Raw genomic sequence first — 14008 nt, forward strand, 5'->3', positions numbered from 1 at the left:
ACCCTTTGTTACGCAGGCAACCGATCGAGCTGAGCACGCAGTTTTTCGAGCGTGCTCTGGAATTCCGCGACGCGTTTTTGCTCCTGTTCGACCACGGCCGGCGGCGCTTTCGCGACGAAAGCCTCGTTGCCGAGCTTCGCGTTGCACTTCGCGATCTCGCCCGTCAGGCGCGTGATTTCCTTCGCCAGGCGCTCGCGTTCGGCCGCGACGTCGATTTCCACCTTCAGCACCAGCTTGTTCGGGCCGACGATCGCGATCGGCGCGCCGTGCGCCTGCTGGTCGAGCGACGCTTCGTCGGCCAGGATCTGCACTTCCGACAGGCGCGCGAGCGCCTGGACGTACGGCGCGAACGAGCGCAGGCGCTCGGCGTCGCCGGCGGCCAGCAGCGGCACCTTGGTGGCCGGCGACAGGTTCATCTCGCCGCGCAGGTTGCGGCACGCGTCGACGATCGCCTTCAGGTCGGCCGCCCACTGCTCGGACGCCTCGTCGATCTTCTGCAGGTTCGCGATGGGGTAGGCCTGCGTCATCAGCGACGCCTCGCCGTCGGCCTTGCCCTGCGGATAACGGCCGGCGAGCGGCGCGACCTTCTGCCAGAGCGCTTCCGTGATGAACGGGATGACCGGATGCGCGAGGCGCAGCACCGTTTCCAGCACGCGCAGCAGCGTGCGGCGCGTCGCGCGCTGCTGTTCCGGCGTGCCGTTCTGGATCTGCACCTTCGCGAGTTCGAGATACCAGTCGCAGTACTCGTCCCACACGAACTTGTAGATGCTGCTCGCGATGTTGTCGAAGCGGTAATCGGCGAAACCCTTCGCGATGTCGGCTTCGGTGCGCTGCAGCAGCGACACGATCCAGCGGTCCGCCGCGGAGAAATCGAGGTAGCCGCCGGGGCCGCAGTCGCCCGCGCCGCACACTTCGGGCTTGTCGGCGCCGCAGTCGTGGCCTTCGCAGTTCATCAGCACGAAGCGCGTCGCGTTCCACAGCTTGTTGCAGAAGTTGCGATAGCCTTCGCAGCGCGCGAGGTCGAAGTTCACGTTGCGGCCGAGCGTCGCCATCGACGCCATCGTGAAGCGCAGCGCGTCGGTGCCGAACGCCGGAATGCCGTCCGGGAATTCCTTGCGCGTCTTCTTCTCGATCGTGGCGGCCTGCTTCGGGTTCATCAGGCCCGTCGTGCGTTTCGCGACCAGCGTGTCGAGATCGATGCCGTCGACGATGTCGATCGGGTCGAGCGTGTTGCCCTTGCTCTTCGACATCTTCTGGCCTTCCGCGTCGCGCACGAGGCCGTGCACGTACACGGTGTGGAACGGCACCTTGCCGGTGAAGTGCGTCGTCATCATCACCATCCGGGCGACCCAGAAGAAGATGATGTCGAAGCCGGTGACGAGCACCGACGACGGCAGGAAGTGCTGCAGTTCGGGCGTTTCGTTCGGCCAGCCGAGCGACGAGAACGGCACGAGCGCGGACGAGAACCACGTGTCGAGCACGTCCTCGTCGCGCTTGAGCGCGCCCGCATAGCCCTTCGCCGCGGCCTGCGCACGCGCTTGCTCCTCGTCGCGCGCGACGAACACCTCGCCGTTCTCGCCGTACCACGCGGGAATCTGGTGACCCCACCACAGCTGGCGCGAGATGCACCAGTCCTGGATGTTTTCGAGCCACTGGTAGTAGGTGGTCGTCCAGTTTTCCGGTACGAACTTGATCTGGCCGCTGCGCACGACGTCGAGCGACGTTTCGGTGATCGACTTGCCCGGATTGAACGTGCCTTCCGGCGCCGGCTTCGTCATCGCGACGAACCACTGGTCGGTCAGCATCGGCTCGATCACGACGCCCGTGCGGTCGCCGCGCGGCACCATCAGCTTGTGCGGCTTCACCGAGTCGAGGAAGCCCTGCGCGTCGAGGTCGGCGACGATCGCCTTGCGCGCGTCGAAGCGATCGAGGCCGCGATACTGCTCGGGGCCGTTGTCGTTGATCTTCGCGTCCAGCGTCAGGATCTCGATCGGCGCGAGGTTGTGGCGCAGGCCGACCTGATAGTCGTTGAAGTCGTGCGCGGGCGTGACCTTCACGACGCCCGTGCCGAATTCGCGGTCGACGTAGTCGTCGGCGATCACCGGAATCTCGCGGCCCGTCAGCGGCAGCGTGACGAGCTTGCCGATCAGGTGCGCGTAGCGTTCGTCTTCCGGGTGGACCATCACCGCGACGTCGCCGAGCATCGTCTCGGGGCGTGTGGTCGCGACGGTCAGCGAGCCCGAACCGTCGGCGAGCGGGTAGCGGATGTGCCACAGGTGGCCGTTTTCTTCCTCGCTCACGACTTCGAGGTCCGACACGGCGGTGAGCAGCACCGGATCCCAGTTGACGAGGCGCTTGCCGCGATAGATCAGGCCCTGTTCATAGAGCGTGACGAACACGTCGCGCACGGCGGCCGACATCTTGTCGTCCATCGTGAAGTATTCGCGCGACCAGTCGGTCGACGCGCCGAGGCGGCGCACCTGGCCGGTGATCGTCGAGCCGGACTTCTGCTTCCATTCCCACACGCGCTCGACGAACTTCTCGCGGCCGAGGTCGTGGCGCGACACGCCCTGCGCGTCGAGCTGGCGCTCGACGACGATCTGGGTGGCGATCCCCGCGTGGTCGGTGCCGGGCACCCACAGCGTGTTCTCGCCGAGCATCCGGTGGTAGCGGGCGAGGCCGTCCATGATCGTCTGGTTGAACGCGTGGCCCATGTGCAGCGTGCCGGTGACGTTCGGCGGCGGCAACTGGATCGCGAAATCGGGGCGCGCCGGATCGAATGCCGGGGCGGCATAGCCGCGTTTTTCCCACTCGGGCCCCCATTGGGACTCGATGGTGTGGGGTTCGAAGCTCTTCGCCAGCGTGTTGTCGCTCATGGTGGAAATTTGCCGAAAAATGCGTGTTGGAGACTTGAACCTGACATTATAAATCGCCAGGCGTCGAGTGAGCCGTTCGCGGCCTATGCAGTCAGTTCGTACGTGTCCAATTGCTGACGCGTGTTGCGAGCGCTAACTTGCGGGTCTGGCTACGGATGTAAGTCGGGCATGGGCTCCCTGCCGCACCGGTCCGCCGTCGCCACCAAGGAGAATGGAGTGAAGCGACCGACATTTGCCGCCGCGTGGGCGGCGTCAACGAAGATTTACGATCCGGCCCGTTCGGGCGAAAGAGTGGCGCAGGTGATCGGAGGCAACGTCGCCGCGCATATCCGGGATAAAACTAATCCTTGGCGGAACACATGTGCGGTTCGTATGAGCTACATCCTGAATGAAGCAGGCGTAATCGTCCCGTTCATGTCGGGCAAGACCAGGGAGGGGGCTGATCGCCGGCACTATTTCTATCGTGTCAGAGATGTGATCTCGTTTCTGAAAGTTATTTGGGGCGCCCCCCCAAATCGTTGCCTATCCGCCGAGTGGTGGCGGCTCACTGGCGGGCAAACGTGGTCTTGTCCTTTTCGAGGTGCATGGGTGGAGTGACGCCAGCGGGCATGCGACGCTGTTCAATGGGCGCCAGTGCTACGACGCTTGTTATTTCAACGAGCCGGGGGCGAACTATCGCACTAGCCGCGCTTATTTCTGGACGCTCAAATGAACGTTTTTCGGGCAGTCTGCGCCGTCGCGCTATGTTCGGCACTGTCTGCCGAAGCGGCCGATTCCGTCATGGCCGTGCGGCGTACCAATGCGGAGAATTACAAGGACAGGGCGTTGGCGGCCTGCCTGTCGATCGCTTACCGAGGATCGCCGGCAGGCAAGGATGCCGAAATGACCAAGAGTGCGTTCCTGGAATGGACTTATTACGATGACGAGAAGGGCGATCCGGCGGTCGAGCGCCTTGCTGAACACTATTTGCACCGCGATTACGGCAATCCCGTGGAAGGTTACGCCGGGGCCGAATTTGCTCTGCTGAAATGCCTGGACCTGTATCACGGCCCCGAGCTCGACGAACAAGTTCGCCGGTATGTCCGACATCCCGACTGGATCGGCGACAAACCCGCCAGGCGGCCCAGGAAATAACGCGGGTGACGGGCGCCGAAGCCGTCGCCGGCAGGAAAGTGGCATCGTCGGGACGCGATGCCACATCGGTCGGCCACGGCATTGCACGCGACGGACTTATAATGTCGGGTCCGCATTTTTCTCGCCCGTCAGCTGCCGCTCCATGCCCGATCTGCTCGCCAATCTGAACCCCGAACAACTCGCCGCCGTCACGTTGCCGAACGAACCGGCGCTGATCCTCGCAGGGGCGGGCAGCGGCAAGACCCGCGTGCTGATCACGCGCATCGCGTGGCTGATCCAGCAGGGCTACGCATCGCCGCCCACCGTGCTCGCCGTCACCTTCACGAACAAGGCCGCGCGCGAGATGATGGCGCGCCTGTCGGCGATGATGCCGATCGACACGCGCGGGATGTGGATCGGCACGTTCCACGGCCTGTGCAACCGGATGCTGCGCACGCACTGGCGCGACGCCGGCCTGCCGCAGACTTTCCAGATCCTCGACACGGCCGATCAGTTGTCCGCGATCAAGCGGTTGATGAAGGCGGCGAACGTCGACGACGAAAAGTACCCGCCGAAGAACGTCCAGTACTTCATCAACAACGCGAAGGAGCAGGGGCTGCGCCCGGACAAGGTCGACGCGACCGACAACTTCAACCGCAAGTTCGTCGAGCTGTACCAGGCGTACGACCAGCAGTGCCAGCGCGAAGGCGTCGTCGACTTCCCCGAGCTGCTGCTGCGCTGCTACGAACTGCTCGCGTACAACGCGCCGCTGCGCGCGCACTACCAGGCGCGCTTCCGGCACATCCTCGTCGACGAATTCCAGGACACCAACAAGCTGCAGTACGCGTGGCTCAAGATGCTGGCAGGCGGCGAGAACGCGATCTTCGCGGTCGGCGACGATGACCAGTCGATCTACGCGTTCCGCGGCGCGAACGTCGGCAACATGCGCGACTTCGAAGACGAATTCCGCGTGCGCAACCTGATCAAGCTCGAGCAGAACTACCGTTCGCACGGCAACATCCTCGACGCGGCGAACCAGCTGATCTCGAACAACGCGCACCGCCTCGGCAAGAACCTGCGCACCGACGCTGGCCACGGCGAGCCGGTGCGCGTGTACGAAGCCAGCACCGATTCGCAGGAAGCCGGCTGGATCGTCGAGGAGATCCGTTCGCTGATCAATACCGGGATGGCGCGCAGCGAAGTGGCCGTCCTGTACCGCAGCAACGCGCAGTCGCGCTCGATCGAGCACACGCTGATGTCGTCGGGCATTCCGTATCGCGTGTACGGCGGCCTGCGCTTTTTCGAGCGGCAGGAAGTGAAGCACGCGCTCGCGTACCTGCGCCTGATCGACAACCCGAACGACGACACCGCATTCGCACGCGTCGTGAACTTCCCGACCCGCGGAATCGGCGCGCGCTCGGTCGAGCAACTGGCCGACGCGGCGCGCCTGTACGGCTGCTCGATGGCCGCCGCGATTCCGTACGTGACGGGCAAGGCCGGCACGAGCCTCGGCGGGTTCGCGAACCTGATCGCGAAGATGCGCGCCGACACGCAGCATATGAATCTGCCCGACACCGTCGAGCACATCGTGCGCGCGAGCGGCCTCGCCGATTTCTACCAGGGCGAGCGCGAAGGCCAGGATCGCCTCGAAAACTTGCAGGAACTCGTGAACGCGGCCACCGCGTTCATCGCCGAGGAAGGCTACGGGCTCGACACGCCGGCTCGCTCGATCCCGCTGCGCGCGGGCGCGATCGCGGCGCCCGAGCTGGGCACGGCGACCGACGATCCGGCGCTCGACGTGCTCGATGCGGCGTCGCCCGCCGACCCCGCCCAGAACCCCGACACGATGACGCCGCTCGCCGGCTTCCTGTCGCACGCGTCGCTGGAGGCCGGCGACAACCAGGCGCAGGCCGGACAGGACGCGGTGCAGCTGATGACCGTGCACGCGGCGAAGGGGCTCGAGTTCTCGGCCGTGTTCATCACGGGGCTCGAGGAAGGGCTGTTCCCGCACGAGAACAGCGTGCTCGAATCGGACGGCCTCGAGGAAGAGCGCCGGCTGATGTACGTCGCGATCACGCGCGCGAAGGAGCGGCTCTACCTGTCGTTCGCGCAAAGCCGGATGCTGCACGGCCAGACCCGCTACAACGTGCGCTCGCGCTTCTTCGACGAACTGCCGGAGCACGTGCTGAAGTGGCTCACGCCGAAGGTCGAGGCCGGCTCGCGCTGGGGCGGGCGCTCGGACAACGCCGGTTACGGGCGCGACTGGTTCGCGCGCCCCGGCGGCGGCAGTCGCGAGCAGATCGTCGATGCGGCCGTGTCCGCGCCGCTGCCCGCGTTCGCGGACAAGCAGCGCGCAGCCGACGCCGGCTTCCGGGTCGGCCAGCAGGTATTCCATACGAAGTTCGGCGAAGGCACGGTCACCGCGCTCGAAGGCAACGGCACCGATGCGAAGGCGCAGGTGAAGTTCAAGCGCCACGGCGAGAAGTGGCTCGCGCTCGCGGTCGCGAAACTGCAGGCGGTGGAATGATGGACGTCGACCTGGGTGTTGCGCCTGCCGCGCGTCCGCTCGGCATTCTGGCCGCGCTGCCGGAGGAACTCGGCGACCTGATCGCCGCGATGCGCGCCGACAGCGCGATGAAGACGGTCACGCTCGGCCGCCGCGATTATCACGTCGGCACCGTGCACGGCGCGGCCTGCGTCGTCACGCTCGCGCGGGTCGGCAAGGTCGCGGCCGCCGCGACGGTCAGCGCGCTGATCCACGTATTCGGCGTGTCGGGCGTGGTGTTTACCGGCGTCGCGGGCGGCGTGTCGCGCACGGTGCGCGTCGGCGACGTCGTCGTGGCCGATACGCTGCTGCAGCACGATCTCGACGCATCGCCGCTCTTTCCGCGCTACGAGGTGCCGCTGCTCGGCATCACGCGTTTCGCGACCGACGCGGCGCTGACGGCCCGCTTGCGGGCCGCGTGCGCGCTGTTCGTCGACGAAGAGGGCGCGCGGTTCGCCGAACGCTTCGGGCTCGCCGGCGCGGCGCTGCACGCGGGGCTCGTCATCAGCGGCGACCGCTTCGTGTCGAGCGAGCGGGAAGTGCTCGCGCTGCGCGACGCGCTGCCGGACGCGCTCGCGGTTGAAATGGAAGGCGCGGCGATCGCGCAGGTGTGCGCCGAACACGACGTGCCGTTCGCGCTCGTGCGCACGATCTCCGATACGGCCGACGACCACGCGACGCAATCGTTCTCGCACTTCCTGTCGGCGATCGCGGGCAGCTACTCGTCCGGCATCCTCAAGCGTTTCCTGACGCTGCATGCGACGACGGCGGCCTGAAGCCGCCGTCGAACCCTTCTCCATTCGAATCGGCCGGCCGCGGCGCGTGTGCCGCGGCCGGCCGGTCGTCATGCCTGCTTGCGCCCGCTGCCTTCGAGGTTCGGCAGGAACACCGTCAGCACGCCGATCAGCGGCAGGAACGAGCACACCTTGTAGACGAACGGGATGCTCGTCGCGTCCGCGAGCTGGCCGAGCACGGCGGCACCCACGCCGCCCAGGCCGAACGCGAAGCCGAAGAACAGGCCCGCGACCATCCCGACCTTGCCGGGCATCAGCTCGGTCGCATAGACGAGGATCGCGGCGAACGCCGACGCCAGCACGACGCCGATGATCACGGTCAGCACGCTCGTCCAGAACAGGTTCGCGTACGGCAGCAGCATCGTGAATGGCGCGACGCCGAGGATCGACACCCAGATCACGTACTTGCGGCCGATCCGGTCACCGACCGGGCCGCCGATCAGCGTGCCGGCCGCCACCGCCGCGAGGAACACGAACAGGTGGATCTGCGCGGCCTGCACCGACAGATGGAACTTGTCGATCAGGTAGAACGTGAAATAGCTGTTGATGCTCGCGAGGTAGAAGTACTTCGAGAACACGAGCAGCACCAGCACGCCGATCGCCCCCATCACGCGGCCGCGCGACAGCGTCGGGTGGCCGGCCGACGCGGTCTTCTTCTTCATCGACGGATGCTTCTTGTACCAGTGGCCGATCTGCGTGAGCACGATCATCGCGACGAGCGCGGCCGCCGAGAACCACGCGATGCTGTGCTGGCCGTGCGGAATGATCACGAGCGCGGCGAGCAGCGGCCCGAGCGCGGAGCCTGCATTGCCGCCCACCTGGAACACCGACTGCGCGAGCCCGTGCCGGCCGCCCGACGCCATCCGCGCGACCCGCGACGATTCGGGATGGAACACCGACGAGCCGCAGCCGACGAGCGCGGCGGCCACGAGCAGCATCGGGAAATTCGACGCCGCCGACATCAGCAGCAGCCCCGCGAGCGTGAAGCCCATGCCGACCGGCAGCGAATACGGCTTCGGACGCTTGTCGGTATAGAGGCCGACGAGCGGTTGCAGCAAGGACGCGGTGATCTGGTAAGTGAGCGTGATCAGGCCGATCTGCGCGAACGACAGCGCGAACTGGCTCTTGAGCATCGGGTAGATCGCGAGGATCAACGACTGGATCATGTCGTTGAGCATGTGCGAGAAGCTGATCGCGCCGAGCACCGGGTAGACGGTGCGGGCAACGGGCGGTGCGGACGGCTGGGCGGCGGCTGCGCCGGCCCGGGAGTCGAGGCTGGTTTCCATGTGAACTGAACGAGTTGAGGTGGCAGGCGCGCTCTGTTGGCGATCGGCGCGTGGGTTGATTCGTTGATGCGTCAATGAAGTGTAATGTGGCGTATCAAGAATGTCAGGCCAAGTTTTATCGCGAATCGGACATTCGTCGGACGGATCGGCTGCTGCGTGCTTTTTTGGACGGGTATAACGCTGGCGGCGCGTCCGCCCTTCGGCGGGGCCGCGCCGGGGCCCGGTGCGTGTTTTTCCGGACTCAAGAAACGGCGGTGGCGGCCGTAGAACGACCCAATGACAACACGCGCGCCGCGCCTGGCGCCGGCTACCCGCCGGGCGGGCGCAGGACGCGCGGCATGGCCTGCCATCGCGGGACAGCCGGACCGACCTTTCCGGCAGCGTGATCCATACGGGGATAGTTCGATGAAAGCAGCATCTTTGCATCCACAGCCCGGTGCGGCAGCCGCCGCATCCGACGTCGCCGCCGGTCGCGTCACGCGACGCGCGCGAGCGGCGCGCCGAGAGCGCCGGCCGTGGACCGTCAAGGCGACGTTGCGCGCCGCATTCGCGATCCTGCTGGCCGGTACGCTCGCGATCGGCGTGTTCTCGCTATGGCAGATCAGCCGGCTGAACGCGTCGATCGCGTCGGTCTACGAGCAGGGCCACGTCGCGAGCCGGGCGGCGGCGGAGGTGCGGGCCGAGGTGCTGCGCGCGAGCCGCGCGCAGAAGATGCTGCTGACCGCGACCACCGCGAAGGAGCGTGACGAACTCGGCGCCGAAGTGAGCGCGGGGCTCGCGTCGATCGGCCAGGCGCTCGGCACGCTGCAGCGCTATGCGGATCCGGCCGACGCTGGCGATTCGGCGCGGCTGCGCGCGTTCTCGACGGCGGTTGGCACGTGGAGCGCGCATCTGCGCGATTTCGTCGCGCTGGTGCGCGCGCAGCCGCTCGACCTGTCGCAGATGAACTGGCAGGTCGGCACGCAGGACGTGTCGCTGCTGGTCGAAACCAGCAAGCTCGAAAAACTCGTCGCCGAACTCGTGAAGACGCGCGGCGAAAAGTCGAAGGCGACGCTCGATGCGTCCGCGACCATTTTTTCGTCGTCGTTCGCGATGATCGCGGCAATGACGGCCGCGCTGATCGTGCTGGCCGTCGCGATCGCCGAACGCGTCGTACGACGCCTCGCGTCGCAGCTCGGCGGCGAGCCCGCGCTTGCGAAGGAGATTGCCGCGGACATCGCACGCGGCGACCTGACGCGGCCGATCACGCTCGGCCGGCACGATCGCGACAGCATGGTGCGCGCGCTGGCCGAGATGCAGACGGGGCTCGCGGCAACCGTGGGCGAGATCGCGGTGAGCGCCGAAGCCATCGCGGCCGCGTCCGGCGAGATCTCGACCGGCAACCTCGACCTGTCGCGGCGCACCGAGCAGCAGGCCGTCGCGCTCGAGCGCACCGCGGCCAGCATGGAGCAGCTCACGTCGACCGTGCGGCAGAACGCCGAGAACGCGCGGCAGGCGAGCACGCTCGCGGCCAATGCGTCGGCGGTGGCGGAGACGGGCGGGGAAGTCGTCGGGCGCGTGGTCGCGACGATGAGCGAGATCGACGACAGCGCGAAGAACATCCGCGACATCATCGGCACGATCGAGGGGATCGCGTTCCAGACCAACATTCTCGCGTTGAACGCGGCGGTCGAGGCCGCGCGCGCCGGCGAGCAGGGGCGCGGTTTCTCGGTGGTCGCCGGAGAGGTGCGGCTGCTCGCGCAGCGCTCGGCGACCGCGGCCAAGGAGATCCGAGAACTGATCGGCGCGTCGGTCGAGCGCGTGGCGAACGGTGCGGCGCTCGCGCACGACGCCGGCCGCACGATGGACGACGTGGTGCGTGCGGTCAAGCGCGTGACCGACATCATCGGCGAGATTTCGGCGGCGTCGGACGAGCAGAGCGCGGGGATCGACGAGATCGGCCGCGCGGTCACGCAGATGGACGCCGGCACCCAGCAGAACGCGGCGCTCGTCGAACAGGCGGCCGCGGCCGCGAACGCGCTCGACGAGCAAGCGCAGGCCTTGAAGGCGCTGGTCGGGCGCTTCCGCATCGCACACTGACCGTGCGGCGCGCCCCGCCGATTACCGCTTCTTCTGCTTGTCCGGATCGATGATGACCGTGCAGGTCGTGCCCGCCGACAGCACCACGTCGGCCGGCACTTCGTCGATCTTGATGCGCACCGGCACGCGCTGCGCGAGACGCACCCAGTTGAAGGTCGGGTTCACGTCCGCGACGAGGTCGCGGCTTTGCGGGTTGTCGCGATCGTAGATGCCGCGCGAGATGCTCTCGACGTGGCCCTTCATCACGCCGCCGCTCATCAGCCGCATTTCGGCCGGCGCGCCGATCTTCACGCGCGGCAGCTTGGTTTCCTCGAAGTAGCCGTAGACCCAGAACGAGTGGCTGTCGACGATCGCGAGCTTCGCCTGGCCGGCCACCGCGTAGTTGCCCTTGAAGGTCTGCAGGTTCGTGATGTAGCCGTCGACCGGCGAGACGACGCGCGTGCGTTCGAGGTTGAGCTTCGCGGCGTCGAGCGCGGCGAGCGCCTGCTGGTACTGTGCTTCGGCGCTCGATGCGCTGTGCGCCGCGTTCTCGCGGTTTTCCTTCGATACCACGAGCGCATCGAGGTCCGCGCGGCGGGCCGCATCGTCGCGGCGCATCTGCAGTTCCGCGCGGCGGGCGGCCACCGCCGCCTGCGCCTGCTCGACCGCGATCTGATAGTGCGACGGATCGATCTGCATGATCAGGTCGCCTTTCTTCACGAGCTGGTTGTCATGCACGGGCAGCTCGACGATCGCGCCCGACACGTCCGGCGCGACGTTGACGATCTCCGCGCGCACGCGCCCGTCGCGCGTCCACGGATCGTCCATGTAGTGCACCCACAGCGAGCGCCCGATCAGGATCGCGACGAGAAGGATGACGGCGGTCGCGACGAAGCCGAAGAGTTTTCTGAGCATCATGATGGTTCGGAATCAACGGTAAACGGCAAGACTCAGTCCGCCGCAAATGCAGACGAGAAGGCAGGCCCTGAACAGCGACGGGTGCCAGACGAGACGGTAGAGGCCCGTGTAGGCGAGCAGGCGGTCGACGGCCCAGGTCGCGATCGCGCCGAGGACGAACATCAGCACCACCGTGGGCATGTAGGCATCGAGAATGGCGATTTCACGCGGCATCATGACGAGGCTCCTGGTTGGGGACGCACGGGGCGGTTGCGGTTGAGCGGCTCGAGCGGCGATTCCGGGTCGAGCAGCGCGGTCCGCACGAAATGCAGATGGCTCAGGATGCGCTGCAGCCGGTGGCGCTCTTCACGCGACGGCTCGACCGCGTCGAGCGTTTGCCGGGTCGCGTCGATCGCCGCATTGGTCGCGGCGAGCGTCGCGTCGAAGCGCGCGGCGCTCGGCTTCGAGAACAGCGCCGACAGCGCCGTGCGCATCGTCTCGATCGCGCGACGCCACGGCATCGTGCTCGCATAGCGCGGGTCGGGCGGCAGCGCCGCAAGCTCGTGACGCAGGTCGATCGTCGCGTTGCCGGCTTCGAGCACCGCGAACATCCAGCGCAGCGCGTCGCGCTGCACGTCGGGCTGGTCGGCCGACAGCGTGTGCGCCTGGTACATCAGGTCGCGCGCGCCGCTTTCGAAGCGCGTGCGCAGGCCCGCGAGCCGTGCGTGCCCGGCCGCGACGGCCTGATGGCGCAGATCGGCGAACAGCCGTTTCTTGAGCCACGGCGCGGTCGGCGGGAACAGTACCGCGAACGCGATCGCCGATACCAGCATCGACAGCACCAGTGCGAGCGCATCGTTCATGAAGCTCGTCGGGTCGTAGTGCGTGACGTTGTCCGGGCCGGCGAGGAAACAGAAGAAGATCAGGTAGCCCATCCCGTAGCCCGCGAGCTTCGGCTTCAACGACATGTAGATGCCGATGGCGAGCAGCGGCGCGAGCGCGACGCACAGCAGCGGGAAGCCGTCGATGTGCGGGTAGATGCCGAACATCAGCAGGAAACCCGTGCAGACGGCGAGTGCCGTGCCCATGCCCATCTGCGCGGCCATCGCGGTCGGGCGCGGCGCCGACGACGCGAGCGCGCAGGCCGACGCCGCCGTCAGCGTCATCGTCACGCCGCTTGGCCAGGCGGTCTCGATCCAGAACCAGCCGAGCACGAGGATCACGATCGCGGTGCGAATCGCCGCGATCGCCGTCGCCGTCGCGTTGGTGCGCGGCTCGTAGCGTTCGATCCAGCGTTCGCGCTCGTGCGTCGCGCTCGACAGCGACGCGTAGGTCGCCGCGTACTCGCGCAGGTCGGTGATGAAGCGGTACAGCAGCTCGGCGGCCGTATCGAAGTCGAGCAGCGGAAACGCCGGCTGCGTTTCGAGCGTCGCGCGCGTCGCGCGGATGCGGCGCGGCAGCGCGTCGCGCCACGCGAGCAATTGTTCGGCCGCATGCGCCGCGTCGGTTGCCGTGCGCACGGGTTCGCCGGCGGGCGTCAGCAGCAGCGGCGCGATTTCGCGGAAGTACGGCTCGATCGCGTCGATCGCGGCCTGCGCGCCGGTCGCATGCAGCCGGTTCATCAACTGATGCAGCGCATGGAAACGGCTCGACGCGCTCATGAACTCGCTGTTCAGCCGCGCGAGGCGGCCGCTGCGCATCCGCGTGTCCGGATTCTCGAACACGGCCATGCTGCGCGCGGCCTCGAACCCGACCACGTCGGCGACGAAGCGCGTATGGATGGTTTCGATATGCGCACGGTCGAGCTGGCCCGAAAGCGTCGACGCGACGTAATCGACGAAGGTGCCGAAGCGCTTGCGTACCGTCGTGCGCATCTGCTCGCCCGTGTACTGCGGGAACACGAGTGCGCTGACGACGCCGGCCGATACGATCCCGACCATGATTTCGGCCACGCGCGTCAGCGCGCTCATGAACGCGCCGTCCGGGTGCTGCGACGCGGGCAGGCCGATCAGCGCGGTCGTGTAGCCGGCCAGCAGGAAGCCGTAGCTGCGGAAGTTGCGGTTGCGCGCGGCGCCCGCCGTGCACAGGGCGATCCACAGCGCGATCGCCAGCAGGAACAGTTGCGGCTGCTGCGGGAACAGCCCGACGAAGGTGAGCGTCGCGATCAGCCCGAAGATCGTGCCGGCGACCCGGTAGAAGCTCTTCGCGAGCACCGCGCCGCTTTGCGGCTGCATCACGATGAAGACGGTCGTCATCGCCGTTTTCGGCGCGGGCAGGTCGAGCCGCATCGACACGCCGGTCGCGATGAACGCGGCGAGCAGCGCCTTGAACAGGTAGAGCCACGCGGCGCCGTCGGTGCGGGCCCAGTCGCCGAACGCGGCGTACCAGGCCGCGAACGGGCCGCCGGCGGGCGTGGAAGCGGGGGAGGAGGCTGACATG

At 67.3% G+C, this 14008-nt stretch carries 11 protein-coding genes; 6 read left to right on the forward strand and 5 right to left on the reverse strand.

What is annotated here, in order from left to right; genetic code table 11:
• Positions 1–8 precede the first annotated feature (8 nt).
• Positions 9–2876 carry a valine--tRNA ligase gene (locus CFB35_RS07095; RefSeq protein ID WP_059575859.1) on the reverse strand — a complete coding sequence of 956 codons (2868 nt, stop codon included), beginning with the start codon at positions 2874–2876 and terminating at the stop codon, positions 9–11.
• A gap of 372 nt (positions 2877–3248) precedes the next feature.
• On the opposite strand from CFB35_RS07095, the gene CFB35_RS35275 reads away from it, so the two are divergent.
• From CFB35_RS35275 to CFB35_RS07115, 5 genes are all read left to right on the forward strand, one after another.
• Entirely contained in the window at positions 3249–3473 is a 225-nt protein-coding gene (locus CFB35_RS35275) for a hypothetical protein (protein WP_256939974.1), read from the forward strand.
• Positions 3457–3588, forward strand: a complete 132-nt coding sequence (locus tag CFB35_RS35280; protein ID WP_256939966.1) for a type VI secretion system amidase effector protein Tae4 — start codon at positions 3457–3459, stop codon at positions 3586–3588. The genes CFB35_RS35275 and CFB35_RS35280 overlap by 17 nt, the downstream gene beginning before the upstream one ends.
• Positions 3585–4010 (forward strand): type VI secretion system amidase immunity protein Tai4, encoded by a 426-nt coding sequence (locus CFB35_RS07105; protein ID WP_059575857.1) that lies wholly within the window; start codon positions 3585–3587, stop codon positions 4008–4010. The genes CFB35_RS35280 and CFB35_RS07105 overlap by 4 nt, the downstream gene beginning before the upstream one ends.
• Positions 4011–4152: 142 nt before the next feature.
• Positions 4153–6516 carry a UvrD-helicase domain-containing protein gene (locus CFB35_RS07110; protein WP_059575855.1) on the forward strand — a complete coding sequence of 788 codons (2364 nt, stop codon included), beginning with the start codon at positions 4153–4155 and terminating at the stop codon, positions 6514–6516.
• Complete coding sequence (locus CFB35_RS07115) at positions 6516–7310, forward strand: 5'-methylthioadenosine/adenosylhomocysteine nucleosidase (protein WP_373453005.1); 795 nt, start codon at positions 6516–6518, stop codon at positions 7308–7310. Before CFB35_RS07110 ends, CFB35_RS07115 begins: the two co-directional genes overlap by 1 nt.
• A gap of 68 nt (positions 7311–7378) precedes the next feature.
• Here CFB35_RS07115 and CFB35_RS07120 read toward each other — a convergent pair whose 3' ends face one another.
• Positions 7379–8614 (reverse strand): MFS transporter, encoded by a 1236-nt coding sequence (locus CFB35_RS07120; RefSeq protein WP_059575851.1) that lies wholly within the window; start codon positions 8612–8614, stop codon positions 7379–7381.
• Positions 8615–9019: 405 nt separating this feature from the next.
• On the opposite strand from CFB35_RS07120, the gene CFB35_RS07125 reads away from it, so the two are divergent.
• A complete protein-coding gene (locus CFB35_RS07125; protein WP_059575849.1) occupies positions 9020–10693 on the forward strand; it encodes a methyl-accepting chemotaxis protein in 1674 nt (557 codons plus the stop codon).
• A gap of 21 nt (positions 10694–10714) precedes the next feature.
• Here CFB35_RS07125 and CFB35_RS07130 read toward each other — a convergent pair whose 3' ends face one another.
• The 3 genes from CFB35_RS07130 to CFB35_RS07140 are packed head-to-tail and all read right to left on the reverse strand — an operon-like array spanning position 10715 to position 14007.
• Positions 10715–11590, reverse strand: a complete 876-nt coding sequence (locus CFB35_RS07130; RefSeq protein ID WP_059575847.1) for an HlyD family secretion protein — start codon at positions 11588–11590, stop codon at positions 10715–10717.
• Between the two features lie 12 nt (positions 11591–11602).
• Positions 11603–11806: a DUF1656 domain-containing protein gene (locus CFB35_RS07135; RefSeq protein ID WP_006476212.1), complete on the reverse strand. Its 204-nt coding sequence runs from the start codon at positions 11804–11806 to the stop codon at positions 11603–11605.
• Positions 11803–14007: an FUSC family protein gene (locus CFB35_RS07140; RefSeq protein WP_059575845.1), complete on the reverse strand. Its 2205-nt coding sequence runs from the start codon at positions 14005–14007 to the stop codon at positions 11803–11805. The genes CFB35_RS07135 and CFB35_RS07140 overlap by 4 nt, the downstream gene beginning before the upstream one ends.
• Between the last annotated feature and the right edge of the window lies 1 nt (position 14008).

The sequence above is a fragment of the Burkholderia sp. AU16482 genome (assembly GCF_002223285.1).
GTDB classification, from domain to species: domain Bacteria; phylum Pseudomonadota; class Gammaproteobacteria; order Burkholderiales; family Burkholderiaceae; genus Burkholderia; species Burkholderia semiarida.